Here is a 20,462-nt window from a genome sequence, read left to right as displayed (position 1 = left end):
AGTTAGTTGACTGACTAACATGACCGTACGGCATCGCCGGCGAGGTGTCTATAGTCAGTTGTATGACTAACTCAGTCGACAGCAAGCGGGCCGGCGGCAAGCGTGAACGGCTTGCCGCCGCGGCCGCCGAGGTCTTCCATCGGCAAGGGGTGGAGAAGACGACGATCGCCGACATCGCACGGGCCGCCGAGGTGCCCGTCGGCAACGTGTACTACTACTTCAAGACCAAGGATCAGCTGATCCAGGCGGCAATCGGCGCCCACGCCCACACCCTGGACGGCTTCCTCGCCGAACTCGACCGGGAACCCCGGCCGGTCGATCGGTTGCGGGCGTTGATCCGGTCCTGGGTCGGCCAACGCGATCTCGCGGCCCGATACGGTTGCCCGTCCGGAACCCTGGCCACCGAACTCGACAAACGCTCCGACGGAATGGAGCAGGAGCTCGCCGAGGTGATGGGCGTCCTGCTGGCCTGGGTCCAGCGGCAATTCGAGGAGATGGGCCGCGCGGACGCGCGCGAACTGGCCGTCGCGCTGATTGCCTCCTATCAGGGAATCTCCCTGCTCACCAACACCTTTCGCGATCCGGAACTGATGCGAACGGAAGGCGACCGGCTGGAACGCTGGATCGATTCGCTCGCGGCCTGAACCGCCGGCCCTGCTGTGGTGCGTCCCATACTTGTCAAAGATGCATTGCCGATATATCGTTGATTGCGTCAACGTAAGACAATGCCCGAGGAGGCAATCATGGAACGCATGGAGAACATGGACAGGTTCGCCCGCGGCCGCCGTCGCGGACCCCGGCCGGACGCGCAGGAACGCGGCGGCCACGAACAGTTCCGTCGCCACCCGCGCGGACACGGCTTCGGACCCTTCGGCCCCGATTTCGGGCCCGGATTCGGTCCGGGCGGTCATGTCGGCCGCGGGCGCGGTCGCGGTGGGCGCGGACGGCGCGGTGATGTCCGCGCGGCGATCCTGCTGCTCGTGCAGGAACGGCCGATGCACGGCTACGAGCTGATCCAGCAGATCCGCGAACGGAGCGACGACATCTGGCGGCCCAGCCCCGGTTCGATCTACCCGGCGCTGTCCCAGCTCGAGGACGAGGGCCTGGTGATCATCGAGAAGGTGGCCGGTCGCAAAACCGCGAAACTGACCGACGCGGGCGCCGAGTACGTCACCGAACATCGCGACGAACTGGGCGATCCCTGGCAGGACGTCCGCGAGGGCGTCGGCGATCAGGCGCTGGACCTGCGCGAACTGGTCGGCCAGCTGATGGGTGCGGTCGGGCAGGTCGCCCGCGCCGGCACTCCCGAACAGGCCGGTAAGGCCGCCGAGGTCCTCACCGAGGCCCGGCGTTCGATCTACCGGATCCTCGCCGACGACGACACCACCGCGGCCGAGTGAGGCGACGACAGTGTCCCGTCCCACGCACCGGGCCACGCGGCGCGCAATCGAAGGATGGGACGAGGCCGGAACCGCCGAGGCGGGGGCCTCGCCCGGCGTAGGGCGCTCGCGACGGTGGTGGCGTGCGGGGCGGTGGTCGCTGGGCACCGAAATCGGTGAGGTGATCCTGGAGCCGCATTCCTGACGAAACGGATTTCCGGCCGCCCGTAAACTGGGGCGACCGCAATGTCGTCTCGCCCGGGAGTGTGCCTGTGACAATCCAGCCCGTTCGCCTGTTCGGCGATCCCGTCCTGCGCGCCCGCGCGGACGAGGTCGACGCCTTCGACAGGGACCTCGAGCAGCTGGTCACCGACCTCACCGACACCATGCACGCCAGTCGCGGCGTCGGCATGGCCGCCCCGCAGATCGGTGTCGGCCTGCGGGTGTTCGTCTACGACACCGGTGATGCCGCCGGACACGTCGTGAATCCGGTCTTCGAAGTTCTCGGCACCGACGAGCAGACCGGCCCGGAGGGTTGCCTGTCGATTCCGGGGCTGCGCTACGACGTGACCCGCGCGCACCGCGTGGTCGCGCGCGGGGTGGATATGCACGGTGAGCCGGTGAAATTCGAGGCCGAGGGGCTGCTGTCCCGCTGCGTGCAGCACGAAACCGATCATCTCGACGGAGTGCTGTATCTGCAGCGACTGGAACCGGCCACCCGCAAGCAGGCCATGCGCGCGGTGCGGGAATCGGAGTGGTTCGTCGCCGGTAAGACGGTGATGTCGGCGGCCGAGGTCGCCGGCAGCCGTCCCGAGTCCGGGCGGGGCGAGTAGATGCGCCTGGTCTTCGCGGGGACTCCCGAACCGGCCGTGCCGTCCCTGCGTCGGCTGATCGAATCCGAGCGCCACGAGGTGGTGGCGGTGGTGACTCGGCCGGATGCGGTGGCCGGACGTGGTCGCAAGGTGACGCGCTCGCCGATCGGTCGGCTGGCCGACGAACACGGCATTCCGGTGCTGACCCCGCGCAAACCCTCGGAGCCGGAATTCGTTGCGGCACTGACGGATCTGAAACCCGACTGCTGTCCGGTGGTGGCCTACGGCGCGCTGCTGCCGCGGGTGGTGCTCGACATCCCGCGCCACGGCTGGGTCAACCTGCATTTCTCGCTGCTGCCCGCCTGGCGGGGCGCGGCGCCGGTGCAGGCGGCGGTTCTGGCCGGTGATGAGATCACCGGCGCCTCCACCTTCCGCATCGAGGAAGGGCTGGACACGGGGCCGGTCTACGGCGTGGTCACCGAACGCATCGGCATCACCGATACCGCCGGCGCCCTGCTGGAGCGGTTGTCGGTCTCCGGTGCGCGACTGCTCGAATCCACCCTCGACGGAATCGAGGACGGCACCGTCCAGGCCGTGCCGCAATCCGGTGAGGGTGTCTCCTATGCGCCCAAGGTGGAAGCCGACGAGGGGCACATCCGCTGGGATCAACCGGCGCTGGCGGTCGGCCGCCGGATTCGCGCCGTCACTCCCGCGCCGGGCGCATGGACCGAAATCGACGGTAAGCGATTGAAACTCGGTCCGGTCGAACTGGTCGAGGACCAACTGCCCGAGCGGGTGATCGAGGTCCGGAAGTCCGGTGTCTACATCGGCACCGCCACCACGGCCGTGCGTTTGGACCAGGTGCAGCCCCAGGGCAAACGGATGATGCCGGCCCTGGACTGGGCCCGCGGCGCACGCCTGGAGCCCGGCGCGGTGGTCGAGTGACCGGCCCACGTCGAGAAGGCGAACGACCCGACCGCGACGGTCGGAAAACGAGCGCTGCCGGCCGTGGAAAAGGCCGGGCGGACAACGGATCTCGGCATCGCGGCGACGCGGAGCCAGGTTCGGGCGGCCGGGGCGGTGACGCCAGTCGGGCCCGTCGGCGCGAGGGGCTCGATTCGTCGCAGGACCGGGCGCGACGCTCCGGCGGGAGTGGTGCTCGCAGTGCCGGGCGCGCCGACGCCGGATCGGGACGAGGCCATGATGCCGCGCCCGGCGACGACACGTCGAAAAGAGCCTCCGATGGTCCTAGGTCGGCTGGGAAACCCGCTGTGGGGCAGCAGAAGTCGTCGCGACCTGCGGCGGGCGCGGGTTCCGCGCGGCGCGGGGGCGCCGGGAAACCGTCGCGGGGCGCCGACCCGCGCCGGGGTCCGCGTCGGGATTCCCGCGGCGACGATTCGCCGCGCGGTGCGGATTCCCGTCGGGCGGACGGCGATGCGCGCCGGACCGGTCGCTCCGCAGACCGGTATCAGGGACGACGCGGTGTGGTGGGTGACGCTCCCCGGCTGGTCGCCCGCGATGTGTTGCGAGCGGTGCGTGAGCGCGACGCGTACGCGAATCTCGTGTTACCCGTGCTGTTGCGCGAATACGGATTGTCCGGGCGCGACGCGGCTTTCGCGACCGAACTCGCCTACGGCTCCTGCCGCGCGCTGGGCGTCCTCGATGCGGTGATCGCCGAATGCGCGGGACGTCCGATCGCGGAGATCGACGGTCCGCTGCTCGATGTGCTGCGTCTGGGCGTATATCAACTGCTGCGGACCCGGGTGGGATCACACGCCGCGGTCGACACGTCGGTCGATCTGGTGCGCACCGAATCCGGTAGCGGCAAAGCCGGTTTCGTGAACGCGGTCCTGCGCCGGGCGGCGGCGCGGACACCGGAGCAGTGGGTGGAGGATCTGGCGCCGCGGGATCCGATCGGTCGTGCGGCGTTCGAATTCGGGCATCCGGTCTGGATCGCGCAGGCCTTCGCCGACGCGCTCGGTGCGCGGGCGGGAGAGCTGCGCGATCTGCTCGCCGCTGACGACGAACGGCCGATCGTGCACCTGGTGGCGCGGCCCGGCGATATCACCGCCGAGGAATTGGCGCTGGTCAGTGGCGGTGAACAGGGCCGCTGGTCACCGTATGCGGTGTACCTGGACAGCGGCGATCCGGGGCAGCTGGAAGCGGTGCGCGAGGGTATGGCCGCGGTCCAGGACGAGGGCAGCCAGCTGGTCGCGTTGTCGCTGACCCGGGCGCCGCTGCTCGGTGCGGACGGTGGGCGCTGGCTCGATCTGTGTGCCGGCCCCGGCGGTAAGACCGCCTTGCTGGGCGCTCTGGCCGATATCGACAGGTATCGGGTCGACGCCGTCGAACCCGCCGAACACCGAGCCGAGCTGGTGCGCAAGGCCACTCGCGGCCTTCCGGTCAGCGTGCATGTGGTCGACGGCCGCGACTGCGGGCTGGAACCCGGCTACGACCGCATCCTGGTCGACGCGCCGTGCACCGGGCTGGGCGCGCTGCGCAGGCGACCGGAGGCGAGGTGGCGGCGCACCCCGGCCGATGTGCGCGACCTGACCACCCTGCAGAGCCAATTGCTCACCGCCGCATGGGATCTGCTGCGCCCGGGCGGTGTAGTGGTGTATTCCACCTGTTCCCCGCACCTGGCCGAAACCGTCTCGGTCGTCTCCGACTTCGTTCGCCGATCCGACGCCGAACCACTCGACACCCGCACGCTGCTTCCCGGAGTCACCGACACCGGCGACGGTCCCGCCGCCCAGCTGTGGCCGCACCGCCACGGCACCGACGCCATGTTCATGGCCGCTCTGCGCAAACCGCTCTGACATCGCGGGCCGCTCAGCCGGCCAGAACCGCGCCGGTGAGGGCGATGCCGGCCACCCATACGGTCGACAGGAGGGCCAGGATCAGCGGGCGCGGCCCGACGCGGCGCAGGGCGGCCAGGCGTACGCCCGCGCCCAGGGCGAACATGGCGGCGGTGAGCAGCGCGGTCTGGAGCAGTTTGGCCGTACCGAGTACCGATTCGGGCAGCAGTCCGGTGGTGCGCAGTGCGGCGCAGGCCAGGAAGGCGACGACGAACAGCGGGATCAGGGGCGGCCTGCGGGTTCCGGGCGCGGTGTCCTCGCACCGGCGAACCTGCCAGCCGATCACCGCCAGCACCGGTGCCAGCAGCACTACGCGCGCCAGTTTGACCACGACCGCGACGGTCAGCGCTGCGCCACCGATCGCGCCGCCGGTCGCGACGACCTGCGCCACCTCGTGCACGGATCCACCGGCCCAGATCCCGGCGGTGCGATCGTCGAGGCCCAGAGCGCTCGACAGCAGGGGCAGCGCGCCGATCATGATCGTGCCGAAGACGACCACGAGTGCGATCGCGGTCAGCACTTCCTCGTCTTCGGCGTCGACCACGCCGTCCACCGCCGCCGCGGCGGCCGCACCGCAGATGGAGAATCCACACGCGATCAGCAGTCGCTGCGTCCAGCTCAATCCCAGCAGCCGGCCCATGAACATCGTGCCGCCGATGCCGAGGGCGACGATCGCGACGACCACCGCGATCACGGCGGGCCCGAGCCCGACAATGTCGGCGAATGTCAACTGCAGGCCGAGCAGCGCGACGCCGACGCGCAGCAGCCGCTTCGCCGAGAACTGCAGCCCCGGCCGCACCCGCTGCGGCAAGGGCACGCCATTGGCGAGCACCGCCCCGACGACGATCGCCGACAGGAGCGGGCTGACCGTGGGCGTGAACTGTGCGATACCCAGCACGAGCGCGGTGATCGCGACCGTCAGAGTCAATCCGGGAACGATATCCGTCCCGTCGGCCGCGCCGGAGCGCCCGGCGGCGAATCCGCTTCGCCGGAGCCGGGCTCGCCACCGCCGCCCCAGCGCGCGGCCGGAGGTCGGCGGGGAGGATTGGATACCGCGCTGCGAACCGACCGCGAGCTTGTCGGTATCGCCGGTCCGGTCGGCCGCGCCCGGCTCGGTGGCGCCGGGCACGTCGTCGGCGGTCTCGGCCGCTCGCGAGGAATCCAGACTTGTCATGACGACTACGGTCTCGTGAATCGGTGGGGGCCGGTAGCGGCCGAAACGGCATCGCACTCATATCCTGGTGATATGAGTCGGGTGTAACACATATGATTGCGGTATGGCCGATGTACGCCCCGACCTGGGTTTCCTCGAGCTGCTGGTCGCCATCGACGACCACGGCAGTCTGGGTGCGGCCGCACGCTCGATCGGCATGGCGCAGCCGAACGCCAGCCGGGCGGTGCGCCAGTGGGAGCATCGGCTGGGCCTGGCCCTGCTGCGCCGCTCACCGCGCGGCTCCACGCTGACCCCCGCGGGAACCGTCGTCGTGCACTGGGCGCGCGAGGTGCTGGCGGATCTGGACCGGCTCCTCGACGCCGCCGCCGCACTGCGCACCGATCAGGAGGCCGAACTCACCGTCGCCGCCAGCATGACGGTCGCGGAATGTCTGCTACCCGGGTGGCTCGGTGCGTTCCGCCGCGGTCATCCGGATGTGAAAGTGCATCTGCAGGTCCACAATTCGCGCCAGGTGTGCGACCGGCTGGTGGCGGGGGAATGCGATCTGGGATTCGTCGAATCGCCGGCGGTGCCCGACGGGTTGCCGCATGTGACCGTCGCACACGATCGACTGCTCGTCGTGGTGGATCCCGGGCATCCCTGGGCGCGCCGCCGCACACCGCTCACCGTCGCCGAACTGGCCGCGACACCGCTGGTGGTGCGCGAACCGGGATCCGGCACTCGCAGCACCCTCGACGTCGCGCTGGCCGAATATCCACGCGCCGAACCACTTCTGGAACTCGGCAGCGCCGCGGCCATCCGCACCAGCGTGCTCGGCGGCGTGGGGCCCGCGGTACTGAGCACGCTGGCGGTAGGCGACCAGCTCGAGCGTGGCGAACTGCGCGCGGTCACCGTCGCGGGCCTGGATCTGCGGCGCACCCTGCGCGCGGTGTGGCGTCCACCGCGCAAACTCGGCGGCCCGGCCGGACAACTGGTATCGGCCATCGTGCAGGCCCAGCGGACCGCGACAGCGGATCCGGTGTAGCGCGCCGGCTTCACTCGCGGGCGCTCTGCTCCCGTAGCCGCGCAAGGGTTTTCGCGAGAATCCGGGAAACGTGCATCTGCGATATCCCCATCCGCTGCGCGATCTGGGTCTGTGTCATCGATTCGAAGAATCGCATGGTGAGGATGCGTCGTTCCCGTTCGGGCAGGCCCGCGAGCAGCGGCCGGATCGCCACGTACTCCTCGACCCGGTCGAACTGTGACTCCTCCTCGCCGAGGGTGTCCAGCAGCGAGGCCTCGGTCTCGCGGCCCACCGACACCGCGTCGATCGAGCTGGGCTGATACGCGTTGCCCGCGATGACGGCCTGGGTCACCTCGTCGGGATGGATATCGAGTTCGGCGGCGATCTCCTTGGCGGTCGGGGAGCGGCCCAGCGACTGCGAGAGCGTATCGATCGCCGAGCCGATGCGCAGATGGGTTTCCTTGACCCGCCGGGGAACTCGCATCGCCCAGGTGTTGTCGCGGAAGTAGCGGCGCACCTCGCCCATGATGGTGGGCACCGCGAAGGACAGGAAGTTCGAGCCGCGCGAGACGTCGAAACGGTCGACGGCGTGGACCAGCCCGACCCGGGCCACCTGCGTCAGGTCGTCGAACGGTTCGCCGCGGCCGCTGAATTTGCGGGCGATGTGATCCGCCAACGGAATACAGCGGTTGATCAACTCGTCGCGCAGTTCGGCGCGGCGGTCGTCACCGGCCTCCGACAGTGCCTGGAACAGCAGGTTCACATCGTCGTATCCGGAAACCGAACCGGTGACCTCGGCGACCTCGTCCCCGTCCTCCTCGTCGTCCGGGGTGGCCTCGCCGCCGTCCGCGCGGCCCTCGCCGTCCTCGGCGCCGGTGTCGTCAGGGGATCCGCTCGCGGCCGTACCCGCGGTGTTCTCGGCGTCCTCGGCCTCGAACACGTTGTTCTCGTCGGCCACTACGCCTTCCCCCGGACCCGGCGAAATTCGACCACCGTCGGGTATCCGGAAATCGCCGAATCGAAGGGTTCCTGCGCGACGTCGATGCCGTCGGTGAGCGTCCGCAGCACATGCCAGCCGAAGCTGCGCTGGTCGGGCAGTTTCGAGGTGGCCGCGATCCCGGCCACCCGGACGAGGAGATCGTTGTCGCCGACGGTGAAGCGGCACTGCAGGGTGCTGCCGGGAACGGCGAGTTCGATCAGCGTCGAGCACGCCTCGTCGACGGCCAGCCGGATATCGGCGACCTCGTCGAGTGTGAAATCGCTGAGCAGGACCAGTGTTTCGGCCAATCCGCGCACGATGGGCAGTTGCGACACGGTGGCCGCCACTCCGATTTCGACGGGTGTGCTGCGCAGTCCCTCTTCAGCCGACATGTTGATCACCCTACGAAGGCTACCCAACTTCGCGTCGCGCAATCGCCGACAGTGCCGAAAACCGGTGTGATCGACCCAGTACACTCACGCGCTGTGTCCCTCTCGAATTCCCACTTTCACCGGCCGTCGCCGATGATCGCGCCGTCCATCCTGTCCGCCGATTTCGCTCGTCTGGCGGAGGAGGTACGCGCCGTCGAGGGAGCGGACTGGCTGCACGTCGATGTGATGGACAACCACTTCGTACCGAACCTGACCCTCGGCCTGCCGGTGGTGCAGAGTCTGCTGAAGACCACCGACATCCCGCTCGACTGCCATCTGATGATCGAGGATCCGGCCCGCTGGGCGCCCCCGTACGCGGAGGCGGGTGCCTACAACGTGACCTTCCACGCGGAAGCGACCGACGATCCGGTCGCGGTGGCCCGGGATATCCGCGCCGCCGGCGCCAAGGCCGGATTGTCGGTGAAACCGAATACGCCCATCGAGCCGTACCTGGAAATTCTGCGAAATTTCGACACGCTGCTGGTGATGAGTGTCGAGCCCGGATTCGGTGGTCAGTCGTTCATTCCGCATGTGCTGGAGAAGGCCCGCGCGGTCCGCCGGCTCGTCGACAGCGGTGAATTGCGTCTGGTCGTCGAAATCGACGGCGGCATCAATATGGACACCATCGAAGCCGCCGCCGAGGCCGGCGTGGACTGCTTCGTCGCCGGGTCCGCGGTGTACGGCACGGACGATCCGGCCGCGACCGTGGAAGCCTTGCGCGAGAAGGTCATCGAGGAGCAGGCGGCGCGGCGCTGAGCCGAGCGGCCTCCACGACCGCGGCCATGGGGACGACCGCCTCGAGGTGGTCCGGCGTCTGCACCCAGATCCGATAGCCGGTCCGTTCGTCCTCGGCCGAGGGCAGCACCACGTGACTACCCGTGCACGCGACCGTCGTGTACAGCCGGAACAGTTCGGCCGCAACGGATGTGCTGACGCCGGCGGAGCACGACGGGCCGGTGATGAAGGTCCAGCGCCGCGCCCGCGGATGGTGTACGACGGGAGTGACGAGTCCGGACTGGGTGAGCTGGCGCAGGACCCGCTCACCCACATCGGCCGGCATGGTGACCGCGCCGAATTGCTGCCCGATCTCGAGCACGATGTGCCGCGATGCGTCGTCCACCGACGCGGGCAGATGAAAGACGCGGCGATACCGCTCGCAACGATCCGTGAGAGACGTATCGATCACCGTGGTCACGCCGCACCCCCATGAGGTTGTTGTCCAATGAACTGTTGGAATCAACTGCATAACAATATTGCTACCGAATTCGCCCCGGTGCAAGCGTTGGGGTTGAATTCGCAGTCACGTGGGTAACAAATTGAATTCGGCCGCGATCCGGGCCGGTAGAAGCCGGATATTCGACCGGTGAAATCCTGAATTCGATTCCCTTTTCCTGAAATTGTCCCGCTATTCCTTTTCGGCATTCGGGGATACGGCGGTCGCGCGGGGGAGTCGATCGGCCCGCTCGGCGCGTCGCCGATACCGCGCCCGGTTCGGTGCGCTTTTCCGGTCCGAAAGTCTTGAATGTCCGGCCGCGACCGGTCGGTAGGACGGCCGGATGTGCTCTGCTACAGCGCGTCGTTACGCTGATGACACTGCGGCCCGTGGGGGAATACCCCGGGCCGCCGGCACCGTTTGCGCTAGCGGACGCCCCGACGCGGTGGGCGCCGGGCTGACAGGAGATACGGATGTTCACAGGCATCGTCGAGGAGCTGGGGGAGATCGTCGCCGCCGAGCGGTCCGCGGACGCGGCCAGGCTCACGATTCGCGGCGCGACCGTGACCTCCGATGCCCGCCACGGCGACTCCATCGCGGTCAACGGCGTCTGCCTGACCGTGGTCGACGTGGTCGACGGTGACAGCTTCACCACCGACGTGATGGGGGAGACGCTCAACCGTTCCGGCATCGGCAAACTCGACATCGGCTCGAAGGTGAACCTGGAGCGCGCCGCGGCGGTGAACAGCCGCCTCGGCGGCCACATCGTGCAGGGCCATGTCGACGGCACCGGGGTCATCCTGTCGCGCACCCCCTCCGACAACTGGGAGGTCGTGCGAATCTCGTTGCCCGACAACCTGGCTCGCTATGTGGTCGAGAAAGGGTCGATCACCGTGGACGGCATCTCGCTGACCGTCTCGGGCCTCGGCGTCGACGAGGGCGGCGAACCCGGGCACCGCGACTGGTTCGAGGTCTCGTTGATCCCCACCACCCGCGAGCTCACCACCCTCGGCGCCGCGCCCGCCGGCACCACGGTGAACCTCGAGGTCGACGTCATAGCCAAATATGTCGAGCGACTCCAGCAGCGTGGCTGACCGGAGCAACCGCGACGTCGTACCGGCGACCCGACCCAGTAGGCTCGAGTCGCACCTATTCCGAAGTGGAGCACAGCAGACGTGACCAGGTTCGACACCATCGAGCGCGCAGTCGCCGATATCGCCGCCGGTAAGGCGGTCGTCGTCGTCGACGACGAGGGCCGGGAGAACGAGGGCGACCTCATCTTCGCCGCGGAGAAGGCGACCCCCGAGCTGGTGGCTTTCATGATCCGATACACCTCCGGCTACATCTGTGTGCCGTTGACCGGTGCGGACTGTGATCGGCTGGGGCTGCCGCCGATGTATTCGATGAACCAGGACAAGCACGGCACCGCGTACACGGTGTCGGTGGATGCGCGCGAGGGCATCAGCACCGGCATCTCCGCCGCCGACCGCGCGACCACCATGCGCCTGCTGGCCGATCCGGCCTCGCGCGCCGACGAGTTCACCCGGCCCGGCCACGTCGTGCCGTTGCGCGCCAAGGACGGCGGGGTGCTGCGGCGGCCCGGCCACACCGAGGCGGCCGTGGATCTGTCCCGGATGGCCGGTCTGAGCCCGGCCGGTGTGATCTGCGAGATCGTCAGCCAGAAGAACGAGGGCGATATGGCCCGCACCGAAGAGTTGCGGATCTTCGCCGACGAGCACGAACTCGCGCTGATCTCGATCGCCGACATGATCGCGTGGCGCCGCAAGCACGAGAAGCAGGTGGAGCGGATCGCCGAGGCGCGCATCCCCACCAAGTACGGCGAATTCAAGGCCGTCGGCTACAAGAGCATCTACGACGATGTCGAACATGTGGCGCTGGTCCGCGGTGATCTGAGTGTCGACTCCGGTGACGACGTCCTGGTGCGCGTGCACTCGGAATGCCTCACCGGTGACGTATTCGGCTCGCTGCGCTGCGATTGCGGGCCGCAGCTGGATGCCGCGATGGAGATGGTCGCGGCCGAGGGACGCGGTGTGGTGCTCTACATGCGCGGGCACGAGGGCCGCGGCATCGGCCTGATGCACAAGCTGCAGGCGTATCAGCTGCAGGATTCCGGGCACGACACCGTGGACGCGAATATCGAACTCGGCCTGCCCGCCGATGCCCGCGACTACGGCACCGGGGCGCAGATCCTGGTCGATCTCGGGATCAAGTCGATGCGGCTGCTCACCAACAACCCGGCCAAGCGGGTCGGCCTCGACGGCTACGGCCTGAGCATCACCGAACGGGTGCCGATGCCGGTGCGGGCCAATGCCGAGAATCTGCGGTATCTGCGCACCAAGCGCGACCGGATGGGCCACGACCTGGTCGGCCTCGACGACCTGGACCTCGGCGAGACCGCGCAGTAGTCAGAATTCGTGAAAAGGGGTATCGGTCGATGAGCGGTACGGGTGTACCGGAGTTCGCGCTGGCGGACGCGAAGGACCTGAGGGTCGGCATCGTCGCCTCGCGGTGGCACACCACCATCTGCGATACGTTGCTCGCCAATGCCGAGCGGGTGGCCCGGGAAGCGGGCGTCGAGCAGATCACGGTGGTGCGCTGTGCCGGGGCGATGGAGTTGCCGGTGGTCGCGCAGGCGCTGGCCCGCACGCACGACGCGGTCGTGGCGCTGGGTGTCGTGATCCGCGGGGGGACACCGCATTTCGAGTACGTCTGCGATGCGGTGACCGCCGGGCTGACGCGGGTGTCGCTGGACGAGGGCACGCCGGTCACCAACGGGGTGCTCACGGTGAACACCGAGGAGCAGGCCCTCGACCGCGCGGGCCTGCCGGATTCGGCCGAGAACAAGGGCGAGCAGGCGAGTGCCGCGGCCCTGGATGCCGCCCTGACCCTGCGCGCGCTGCGCCGAGAAGCCTGAGCCGATGCCGCCGGTCGTGCACCTGTTCAAACGCGGTCCGCAGCCCCCGGGCGCGGACGCACAGCAGTGGGATCTCGAGGTGCGTCCGCGCCGGGCGGTGCGCACCGCGCGCATCGTGGCGGCCGTGATCGCCGTCTTGTTCATCCTGGCAGGGGCGTTGTCGAGCAATTCGACGACCGGGGTGAACTTCCGCGGCGCCGACCAGGTGGCGATCATCTGCTTCGGATTGTTGCTGGCCGGTGCCGTGCTGCTGCTGACCCGGCCGCGGGTGCGCGTCGGACCGCGGGGCGTCGTCGTGCGCAACATCCTGGGCGACAACGAGTTCGGCTGGGCCGATATCCGCGGTGTCGCGATTCCGGAGAAGAAGTCCTGGGCGCGACTGGAATTGGCCGGCGACGAATACGTCCCGATGCTGGCGATCCGCGTCAACGACAAGGATCACGCCGCCCGGGCGATGGATCGCTTCCGCGAACTCGGCGCGAAATACACCGCCGCACAGCAGGACTGACCGGTCAGCGGGCGTCCCCGAGGACGATGCCCTCCCGCCGGGGATCCGCTCCGCCGATCCAGCCGCCGCTCTCGCGCTGCAGGGCGCTGAGCCCGCTGGACTGCGGGTCGACCGAGACCTGATGCCCCATCTCGCGCAGCTTCTGCACCAGCGGATCGTGGGCGCCGTTGTCGGTGGCGTCGATCGCGGGATGTTCCCCGCCCACCCCGGTCACCGGTGTATTCGCCGCACCGAAGGCCACCTGCGAGACCGCCTGCTGCGGATCCAGATGCCAATCCAGCAGGCCCACCAGCGCTTTCACCACGAACTGGATGATCACCGAACCGCCGGGGGACCCGGCGACGTCGACCAGCTGACCGCGGGACCCGTCCGGCGTCCGATCGAAGACCAGGGTGGGGCTCATCGAACTGCGCGGCCGCTTCCCGGGCTGTACCCGGTTGGCCAGCGGCACACCGGCCGCATCGGCCGGTTGGGCACTGAAGTCGGTGAGCTGATTGTTCAGGACGAATCCGTCGACCAGATGGAACGATCCGAACGCCGATTCGACCGTGGTGGTCATGGTCGCGGCGTTGCCGTACCGGTCCACCACGGAGATGTGGCTGGTGCCGTGTTCGGGTTGCTGCACGCCGGTGCCGAGCGGGACCGGACCGAAGTCGCCCGGCTGCGCGGTGCCCATGGAATGGTTCGGGTCGATGCGGGCGGCCCGCTGCTTCAGATAGTCCTTGTTCACCAGCGCGGCGGGTGAGCCGCCGGGCAGCGGAACGAAATCGGGATCGGCGATGTACTTGTCGCGGTCGGCGTAGGCCAGCCGCTCGGCCTCCGAGATCAGATGCACCGCTTCGGCTTTCGGGACGCCGCCGTTACGGTCGAGACGGTCCGGGGACAGGCCGGCGAGATCGAAGTTCTCCAGAATCCCGAGGGTCGCGGCGACGGTGATACCGCCCGACGACGGATTGGGCATCCCGCAGATCCGGTGGCTGCGGTAGTCGGTGCACAGGGCGGTGCGTTTCTTCGCCTGATACCGCGCGAGATCGTCGAGCGAGAGCTGACCCGGGGTGCGGCCGCCGCTGGTGGTCGCGGTGGCGTCGACGATGTCGCGGGCGACCGCTCCGGTGTAGAAGGCGTCGGGGCCGTCGGAGGCGATGGCGCTCAACGTCTTCGCCATGGCCGGATTGGCGAGGTGGAAGCCTCGCGGTTTGGGAGAGCCGTCCGGCTGCAGGAAGTACTGCCGGGCATTCGCGTCCCGGGCCAGGTCCGGGGCCGACTGCGCGATCTGGCTCGCCATCCGGGCGCTGATGTCGAAACCGTTGTCCGCCAGCGAGATCGCGGGACCGAACAGCTCGCGCCAGGACTGCTTGCCGTGGTCGCGATGGGCCGCCTCGAGCAGTCGCAGCACGCCCGGCACGCCGATCGACCGTCCGCTGGCACGGGTATTCGGTTGTGGCATCGACTGATCGGTGTCGCTGATCCAGCGCAGATAGTTTTCGGTCGCGGCGGCGGGGGCGACCTCGCGACCGTCGTAGGCGTCGACCGATCCGGCAGCGGCGTCGTAATAGAGCAGGAATGCGCCGCCGCCGATGCCGGAGGCCTGCGGTTCGACCAGGCCCAGTACCGTTTGTGCGGCGATCAGCGCGTCGGCCGCGGTGCCGCCGTCGGCCAGGACCTCGCAGGCGGCGTGGGTGGCCAGCGGGTTCGCGGTGGAGACCGCGAAGGTGTGGGTGCGAACCGGGGTCATACCGCTGCGGTAGCCGGTGGCGATCTCGGGATTGGTGGCCAGATTCGTCGCACTCGCCGCCGGTCCCGCCGCGGCCGTGATCGGGGTGCCGTCCGGACCTGCGACGCAGCTTCGACCGGCCTCGGAGGTGGTGGACGAGCAGCCCGTGAGCAGTCCGGTGGTCAGCAGCAGGGCGGCGCTCGCGCCGGCCAGAATCGCTCGCGTGCGCCTCATGCAGGCACTTTAACGCGCACCGGCCCCACCACGCCGGGCATCATTCCCACACCGGGTAACGTCGAGCCGCCCCGACCTCGACCAAGGGATCACCCCACCGATGAGCGAGACACCAGCACAGACGCACCTGTCCGCGGAGGACAGCGGCTACCACAAGAGCCTCAAGCCGCGGCAGTTGCAGATGATCGCGATCGGCGGCGCGATCGGCACCGGTCTGTTCCTCGGTGCCGGCGGTCGGCTGGCGCACGCGGGGCCGGGACTGTTCCTGGTGTACGCGGTCTGCGGTGTATTCGTCTTCTTCATCCTGCGGGCGCTGGGCGAACTGGTGCTGCACCGGCCCTCGTCGGGGTCGTTCGTCTCCTACGCGCGCGAGTTCTACGGGGAGAAGGCGGCTTTCATCGCCGGCTGGACCTATTTCCTGAACTGGTCCATGACGGGCATCGTCGACACCACCGCGATCGCCACCTATCTGCACTACTGGGGTGCGTTCGGTGCGATCCCGCAGTGGGTGCTGGCGCTGATCGCGCTGTGCCTGGTGCTGAGCGTGAATCTGATCTCGGTCAAATGGTTCGGTGAACTCGAGTTCTGGGCGGCGCTGATCAAGGTCGTCGCGCTGGTGTCGTTCCTGATCATCGGCATCGTCTTCCTCGGCGGGCGATTCCGGGTCGACGGGGCCGCAACGGGTTTCGGGTTGGTCGCGCAGTCCGGTGGCTGGTTCCCGACCGGGGTGCTGCCGCTGGTCACGGTCGCCTCGGGCGTGGTGTTCGCCTACGCCGCGGTGGAGATGGTCGGCACCGCCGCGGGGGAGACCGAGAATCCGCAGCAGATCATGCCGCGCGCCATCAACTCGGTGATCCTGCGTATCGCCGTGTTCTATGTCGGCTCGCTGATCCTGCTGGCCCTGTTGCTGCCCTACACCGCCTATCACGCCGACGAGAGCCCGTTCGTCACCTTCTTCGCCGAACTGGGTGTCCCGCATGCCGGTTCGGTGATGAACCTCGTCGTGCTCACCGCGGCGTTCTCCAGTCTCAATGCAGGTCTCTACTCCACCGGGCGCATTCTGCGCTCGATGGCGGTCAACGGCAGCGCCCCGCGATTCACCGCGCGGATGAACAGCCGCGGTGTGCCCTACGGCGGCATCGTGCTGACGAGCCTGATCGCTCTGGTCGGCATCTGGCTCAACTACATCGTGCCGGCGCGCGCCTTCGAGATCGTGCTCAACATCGCCTCGCTGGGCATCCTGTCCTCCTGGGCGACGATCGTGCTGTGCCAGCTGGCGCTGTGGCGGCGCTGGCGGCGTGGTGAGCTGGAACGTCCCGCGTTCCGCATGTTCGGCGCCCCGTATACCGGCATCGCGACCCTCGTCTTCCTGGCCGCGATGCTGGTGCTGATGGCCTTCGATCACCCCGTCGGCACGTGGACGGTGGCGAGTCTGGTGATTCTGATCCCGGCGCTGATCGTCGGCTGGTTCGCGGCCCGCTCGCGGGTACTGGAGGTGGCGCGGCTGCGGGAACCGCCCGAGGACGAGGAGCCGGCCAGGCGTTCGGAATCGGTGCCGGTCGACGACTGATCCGGCCGGGCGCGGCGGCGGATCGTCTCAGAGAGTGGCTGTGCTGCTTCGCTTCTCGCGTTCCTCGGCGATGCGACGGCGCGCCTCGGACCAGTCGATCGGCAGGTCGGCGGCGGGGACGGACCAGAACACGAACGTCGATTCGCGCATGACCGCGCGAGCCCGCACGATGGCCGAGGCGTGCGGATCGGTGCGGGCGTAGGCGCCGATCGCCTCCTGATCGGTCCAGGCCGACAGGGTCCAGAACGTGCGGCGGCTGAGGTCGGCCTTCAAAGCGATGCCGAGGGCGCCGGGGGAGCGGCGGGCCTGGCGCCGCAGCACGATCGAGGTCGCGAGGAATCCGGGCACGTGCCGCAGTGACCGGACTTCGAGCCGCGAGGCCATGATCTGGACGGTATCGGTGGTGGGCCGCTCGACGGTGACCCAGGGCAGTGTGGGCATGGCGGAGAACTTTCGACGAGGCGAGTGAATGCTGACGCCTGCCCAACATCGCATGTTCCACGAATCTTGTCAATGACAAGATTCGTGTTCAGGCGTGTACGCTGCGCTCTGCCCGCACCTGCCAGCGCCCGTCGTCGGTGCGGGTCAGCCGGATCGGATGGTCGAAACAGGTGCTGATATTGCCGCTCGTCAGCACCTCGTCCACGGGTCCGCTCGCCACGCAACGTCCCGCGCGGAGCAGGAGCGCGTGGGTGGTGGCCGGGGGTAACTCCTCGAGGTGATGGGTGACCAGGACCGACGCCAGCTCGGGATGGGTGGCCTGCAGCAGATCGATCCGGTCGATGAGCTGTTCCCTGCCGCCGACATCGAGGCCGGTGGCCGGTTCGTCGAGCAGGAGCAGTCGCGGCTCGGCGATCAGAGCCCGGGCGATGAGGGCGCGCCCGCGCTCACCTTGGGACAGGGTGGGCCAGCGGGCGTCGCGGCGATGGGGCAGCCCCATGAGTTCGATGAGCCGATCCGCCTCGGCGTCCTCTTCGGGCGTCGGTGACCAGCGCTGCTTGATATCGGCGGTACCGGTCAGCCCGGTCAGGACCACCTCGTGTGCGGTGAGGGGGTAGGGCGGAGTGTGCCGCGGGTCGACATGCCCGATGGCCGAGCGCAATTCGCGCATATCCACCCGGCCCAGCCGATGGCCGAGCACGTGCACACTGCCGTGGGTGGGATGTTCGAAGGCGCCGAGCATCTTCAGCAGAGTGGTCTTGCCGGCACCGTTGGGGCCCAGTAGCGCCCAATGCTCGCCGGCGCGCACGGTCAGCGACACCGCGGACAGGATCGGATTGCGGTTGCGCACGAAATCTACGGCGTCCACCTGCAGGATGGGGGAGTCGACCATGGACCCACGGTAGCAAACTCCTCAGACAAGCTGATAGGTCGTGGGTCGCGCGTACAGCGCTGCGAATATCCGGCAACCGTCGACCGGTCGGTATGTGCCCCGCAATCGGATCGGTCGGTTCGATCGAGTTGCCGGAAAAGTGATGTGGATCACGGTTGGCCGCTACCCTTTTCCCACCCGGTGCTCGTGCGGAATCACAAGAGATTCGTCCCGCGACGAGATGCCGTGGTCAGAAAGGCATCTCGACCATGAGCTCGACCTCGACAGCAGTCGCACCCACCCTGCTCACCGGATTGTGGCGGCGAAAACTACCGCACTATCCCGATACCCCCGCCCGCTCCTGGTATCTGACGCTCGTGGTGATCACCTCGATCGTGCTGTATTACCAGCTCTTCGTCGCGGGCGCGGTCGGAAATCAGCTGATCGCCTACTTCCACCTCTCCTTCGCCTATTTCGTGTGGATCTTCATCATCGGCGCGGCCTTCGGCGCCGCCGCTTCGGTGGCGGCGGGGCTGCTCGATCGGTGGGGGCGCGCCAATATCGTGGCCTACGGGGTGGTGATCTGTTCGCTGCTCACCCTGTTCGCGCTGCCGGCGACGACCACGAAGATGGCCTATCTCGTCGTCTACTGCGTGGTGAGCGTGGTCGAGGGCGCGGTGCTGGTGGCCACCCCGGCGTTGATCCGGGACTTCTCGCCGCAGCTCGGCCGCGCCTCGGCGATGGGATTCTGGACTCTGGGACCGGTGATCGGCGCCCTCGTCACCAGCGAGATCACCGCCCGCACCCTCGACAGCCATCCGGATTGGCAGTTCCACTACCGCCTGTGCGGTGTGATCAGCTGCGCGGTCGCCGTCGTCGCGGTGATCGGATTGCGCGAACTGAGTCCGCGTCTGCGTGATCAGGTGATGGTGAGCCTGCGGGATCGGGCCCTGGTCGAGGCGCGGGCCAAGGGGCTGGATGTCGAGTCGCTCGAGCGTGGGCAGTGGCGTCAGATGATGCGCGTCGACGTGGTCGGCTCGGCCCTGGCCATCAGCATCTTCCTGGCATTCTTCTACACCATCGTGTCGTTCCTGCCGGTCTATCTGGCCACGAACTTCGGTTTCACACCGGCGCAGGCCAATGCGCTGGGTAACTGGTACTGGATCGCGAACGCGGTGGCGCTGGTGGTGACCGGCATCGTGTCCGACATCCTCAAGGTGCGCAAACCGTTCATGATCCTGGGCGCCCTGATCAGCATCGCCGGGCTGTACGTCTTCCTCGGCTACACCGATCATCCCGACACCGGCTATTACTCGTTCGCGGTGGTGATGATGGTCATCGCGGTCGGCGGCGGCATCGCCTACGCCACCTGGATGGCGAGTTTCACCGAAACCGTGGAGCGCCACAATCCGGCCGCGACCGCGGTCGGGCTGGCCGTATGGGGTGGTGTGCTGCGCACGGTGGTGACCTTCACGCTGTTCGGCCTGCTGATGGTGGTCGACGCGGCCGGGCCGCTGGTCAACAACGGTCCGCGACTGCAGGAGATCCAGGCACAGTACGGACCCCAGCTGGCGACCATCCAGACCGTCGGCGCCGAGACCATGACGCAACTCGGTCGCAATCCCGCCGATCCGTCCGCGCAGATGGCCGCGTTGACGAAGCTGACCGGGGCGACGCCCGCCGACATCCAGGCCACGATCGCGGTGAACGCGCGCTATCCGCAGGAATTGGCGACACTGCAGGCGGTGGATCCGGCGACGCTCGGCGCCCTGGCGGTGAATCCGAACGATGCGCGGGCCGCGGGCGCCGCGGTCGGTCAGGTGGCGGCGAAGTTCGGCATCGGCCCGGCCGAAGCGGCGGGGCGGCTGGCCGCGACCCAGCAGGTGCCGCGTGACCAGCTGGCGGTCGCGAGCACGGTCGGCCCGAAACTCGTTACCGCGCAATCGCAATTGCAGGCCGTGGCCACCGTGCCGGCCGATGATCTGGCCTATGTCGCCGCGCACGGCCCCGAGGTGAAACAGGCGGCCGCCGATTCGCCGGTGCAGTGGCGGCAGTGGTGGTGGATCTGCCTGATCGCCCAGGTGCTGTTCCTGCCGTTCGTGTTCCTGATGGCCGGGCGCTGGAGTCCGAAGCGGGCCGCCGCCGATGCCGCCGAACACGACCTGCGCGTACGTCAGGAACTCGTGGCGCTGGCGGAAACGGATGGTGGGACGCAGTCCTCGGCAGACTCGGTGGGTCTCACCGAAAGCGCCTCCGGGGCAGGTGAATCGGCGGAGGATGAAGCCGCGCCGCCTGCCGAGCCGGCGCCCGCGGGGTAGTTCCGCGACGCGCATCGAGGTC

Annotated in this window: 20 protein-coding genes; 13 read left to right on the top strand and 7 right to left on the bottom strand. The window is 68.6% G+C overall.

Features of this window, described 5'->3' with window-relative positions:
* The first annotated feature begins 62 nt into the window (after positions 1-62).
* The 5 genes from NK1_RS14575 (at position 63) to NK1_RS14555 (ending at position 5,010) form a co-directional block, all read left to right on the top strand.
* Positions 63-644, top strand: coding sequence for a TetR/AcrR family transcriptional regulator (locus NK1_RS14575; RefSeq protein WP_063009049.1), 582 nt, complete (start codon positions 63-65; stop codon positions 642-644).
* A gap of 108 nt (positions 645-752) precedes the next feature.
* Positions 753-1,400 (top strand): PadR family transcriptional regulator, encoded by a 648-nt coding sequence (locus NK1_RS14570; protein ID WP_374726714.1) that lies wholly within the window; start codon positions 753-755, stop codon positions 1,398-1,400.
* Positions 1,401-1,651: 251 nt separating this feature from the next.
* Positions 1,652-2,212, top strand: a complete 561-nt coding sequence (gene def, locus NK1_RS14565; protein WP_063009048.1) for a peptide deformylase — start codon at positions 1,652-1,654, stop codon at positions 2,210-2,212.
* Positions 2,213-3,136 carry a methionyl-tRNA formyltransferase gene (gene fmt, locus NK1_RS14560; protein ID WP_063009047.1) on the top strand — a complete coding sequence of 308 codons (924 nt, stop codon included), beginning with the start codon at positions 2,213-2,215 and terminating at the stop codon, positions 3,134-3,136.
* A gap of 542 nt (positions 3,137-3,678) precedes the next feature.
* Positions 3,679-5,010, top strand: coding sequence for an RsmB/NOP family class I SAM-dependent RNA methyltransferase (locus NK1_RS14555; RefSeq protein ID WP_245660494.1), 1,332 nt, complete (start codon positions 3,679-3,681; stop codon positions 5,008-5,010).
* Positions 5,011-5,023: 13 nt separating this feature from the next.
* On the opposite strand, the gene NK1_RS14550 is transcribed toward NK1_RS14555, so the two are convergent.
* Positions 5,024-6,223 carry a YeiH family protein gene (locus NK1_RS14550; RefSeq protein ID WP_084460930.1) on the bottom strand — a complete coding sequence of 400 codons (1,200 nt, stop codon included), beginning with the start codon at positions 6,221-6,223 and terminating at the stop codon, positions 5,024-5,026.
* Between the two features lie 103 nt (positions 6,224-6,326).
* Between NK1_RS14550 and NK1_RS14545 the strand changes: the two genes are divergently transcribed.
* On the top strand, positions 6,327-7,247 hold the full coding sequence (locus NK1_RS14545) for a LysR family transcriptional regulator (protein ID WP_063009046.1): 921 nt from the start codon (positions 6,327-6,329) through the stop codon (positions 7,245-7,247).
* A gap of 10 nt (positions 7,248-7,257) precedes the next feature.
* Here NK1_RS14545 and NK1_RS14540 read toward each other — a convergent pair whose 3' ends face one another.
* Complete coding sequence (locus tag NK1_RS14540) at positions 7,258-7,989, bottom strand: RNA polymerase sigma factor SigF (protein WP_063009076.1); 732 nt, start codon at positions 7,987-7,989, stop codon at positions 7,258-7,260.
* Between the two features lie 194 nt (positions 7,990-8,183).
* Positions 8,184-8,606 carry an ATP-binding protein gene (locus NK1_RS14535; RefSeq protein WP_036502614.1) on the bottom strand — a complete coding sequence of 141 codons (423 nt, stop codon included), beginning with the start codon at positions 8,604-8,606 and terminating at the stop codon, positions 8,184-8,186.
* A gap of 123 nt (positions 8,607-8,729) precedes the next feature.
* Here NK1_RS14535 and rpe point away from each other — a divergent pair, with 123 nt between their 5' ends.
* Positions 8,730-9,392, top strand: a complete 663-nt coding sequence (rpe, locus tag NK1_RS14530) for a ribulose-phosphate 3-epimerase (protein WP_036502611.1) — start codon at positions 8,730-8,732, stop codon at positions 9,390-9,392.
* Here rpe and NK1_RS14525 read toward each other — a convergent pair.
* Positions 9,364-9,831: a hypothetical protein gene (locus tag NK1_RS14525; RefSeq protein WP_063009045.1), complete on the bottom strand. Its 468-nt coding sequence runs from the start codon at positions 9,829-9,831 to the stop codon at positions 9,364-9,366. The genes rpe and NK1_RS14525 overlap by 29 nt on opposite strands.
* 491 nt (positions 9,832-10,322) lie before the next feature.
* Between NK1_RS14525 and NK1_RS14520 the strand changes: the two genes are divergently transcribed.
* The 4 genes from NK1_RS14520 (at position 10,323) to NK1_RS14505 (ending at position 13,292) form a co-directional block, all read left to right on the top strand.
* Positions 10,323-10,943 (top strand): riboflavin synthase, encoded by a 621-nt coding sequence (locus NK1_RS14520; protein ID WP_063009044.1) that lies wholly within the window; start codon positions 10,323-10,325, stop codon positions 10,941-10,943.
* An 81-nt stretch (positions 10,944-11,024) separates the two neighbouring features.
* Positions 11,025-12,275 carry a bifunctional 3,4-dihydroxy-2-butanone-4-phosphate synthase/GTP cyclohydrolase II gene (locus NK1_RS14515; protein ID WP_036502604.1) on the top strand — a complete coding sequence of 417 codons (1,251 nt, stop codon included), beginning with the start codon at positions 11,025-11,027 and terminating at the stop codon, positions 12,273-12,275.
* A 29-nt stretch (positions 12,276-12,304) separates the two neighbouring features.
* Entirely contained in the window at positions 12,305-12,784 is a 480-nt protein-coding gene (gene ribH / locus NK1_RS14510) for a 6,7-dimethyl-8-ribityllumazine synthase (protein WP_036502603.1), read from the top strand.
* Positions 12,785-12,788: 4 nt separating this feature from the next.
* Positions 12,789-13,292 carry a PH domain-containing protein gene (locus NK1_RS14505; RefSeq protein ID WP_084460924.1) on the top strand — a complete coding sequence of 168 codons (504 nt, stop codon included), beginning with the start codon at positions 12,789-12,791 and terminating at the stop codon, positions 13,290-13,292.
* Between the two features lie 4 nt (positions 13,293-13,296).
* Here the strand turns inward: NK1_RS14505 and ggt are convergent, their stop codons facing one another.
* Positions 13,297-15,240 carry a gamma-glutamyltransferase gene (gene ggt, locus NK1_RS14500; RefSeq protein WP_063009043.1) on the bottom strand — a complete coding sequence of 648 codons (1,944 nt, stop codon included), beginning with the start codon at positions 15,238-15,240 and terminating at the stop codon, positions 13,297-13,299.
* A 100-nt stretch (positions 15,241-15,340) separates the two neighbouring features.
* Between ggt and NK1_RS14495 the strand changes: the two genes are divergently transcribed.
* Complete coding sequence (locus NK1_RS14495) at positions 15,341-16,810, top strand: amino acid permease (RefSeq protein WP_063009042.1); 1,470 nt, start codon at positions 15,341-15,343, stop codon at positions 16,808-16,810.
* 27 nt (positions 16,811-16,837) lie between these two features.
* Here NK1_RS14495 and NK1_RS14490 read toward each other — a convergent pair whose 3' ends face one another.
* Together NK1_RS14490 and NK1_RS14485 are read right to left on the bottom strand one after the other, a co-directional pair.
* Positions 16,838-17,251, bottom strand: coding sequence for a DUF3291 domain-containing protein (locus NK1_RS14490; RefSeq protein WP_063009041.1), 414 nt, complete (start codon positions 17,249-17,251; stop codon positions 16,838-16,840).
* Positions 17,252-17,339: 88 nt separating this feature from the next.
* Positions 17,340-18,143, bottom strand: coding sequence for an ABC transporter ATP-binding protein (locus NK1_RS14485; protein ID WP_063009040.1), 804 nt, complete (start codon positions 18,141-18,143; stop codon positions 17,340-17,342).
* A 248-nt stretch (positions 18,144-18,391) separates the two neighbouring features.
* Between NK1_RS14485 and NK1_RS14480 the strand changes: the two genes are divergently transcribed.
* Entirely contained in the window at positions 18,392-20,440 is a 2,049-nt protein-coding gene (locus tag NK1_RS14480) for an MFS transporter (RefSeq protein ID WP_084460922.1), read from the top strand.
* The last annotated feature ends 22 nt before the right edge of the window (positions 20,441-20,462 follow it).

Source organism: Nocardia kruczakiae NBRC 101016 (genome assembly GCF_001612965.1).
Taxonomy (GTDB): Bacteria; Actinomycetota; Actinomycetes; order Mycobacteriales; family Mycobacteriaceae; genus Nocardia; species Nocardia kruczakiae.
This window is presented reverse-complemented; position numbering and strand designations above follow the sequence as displayed.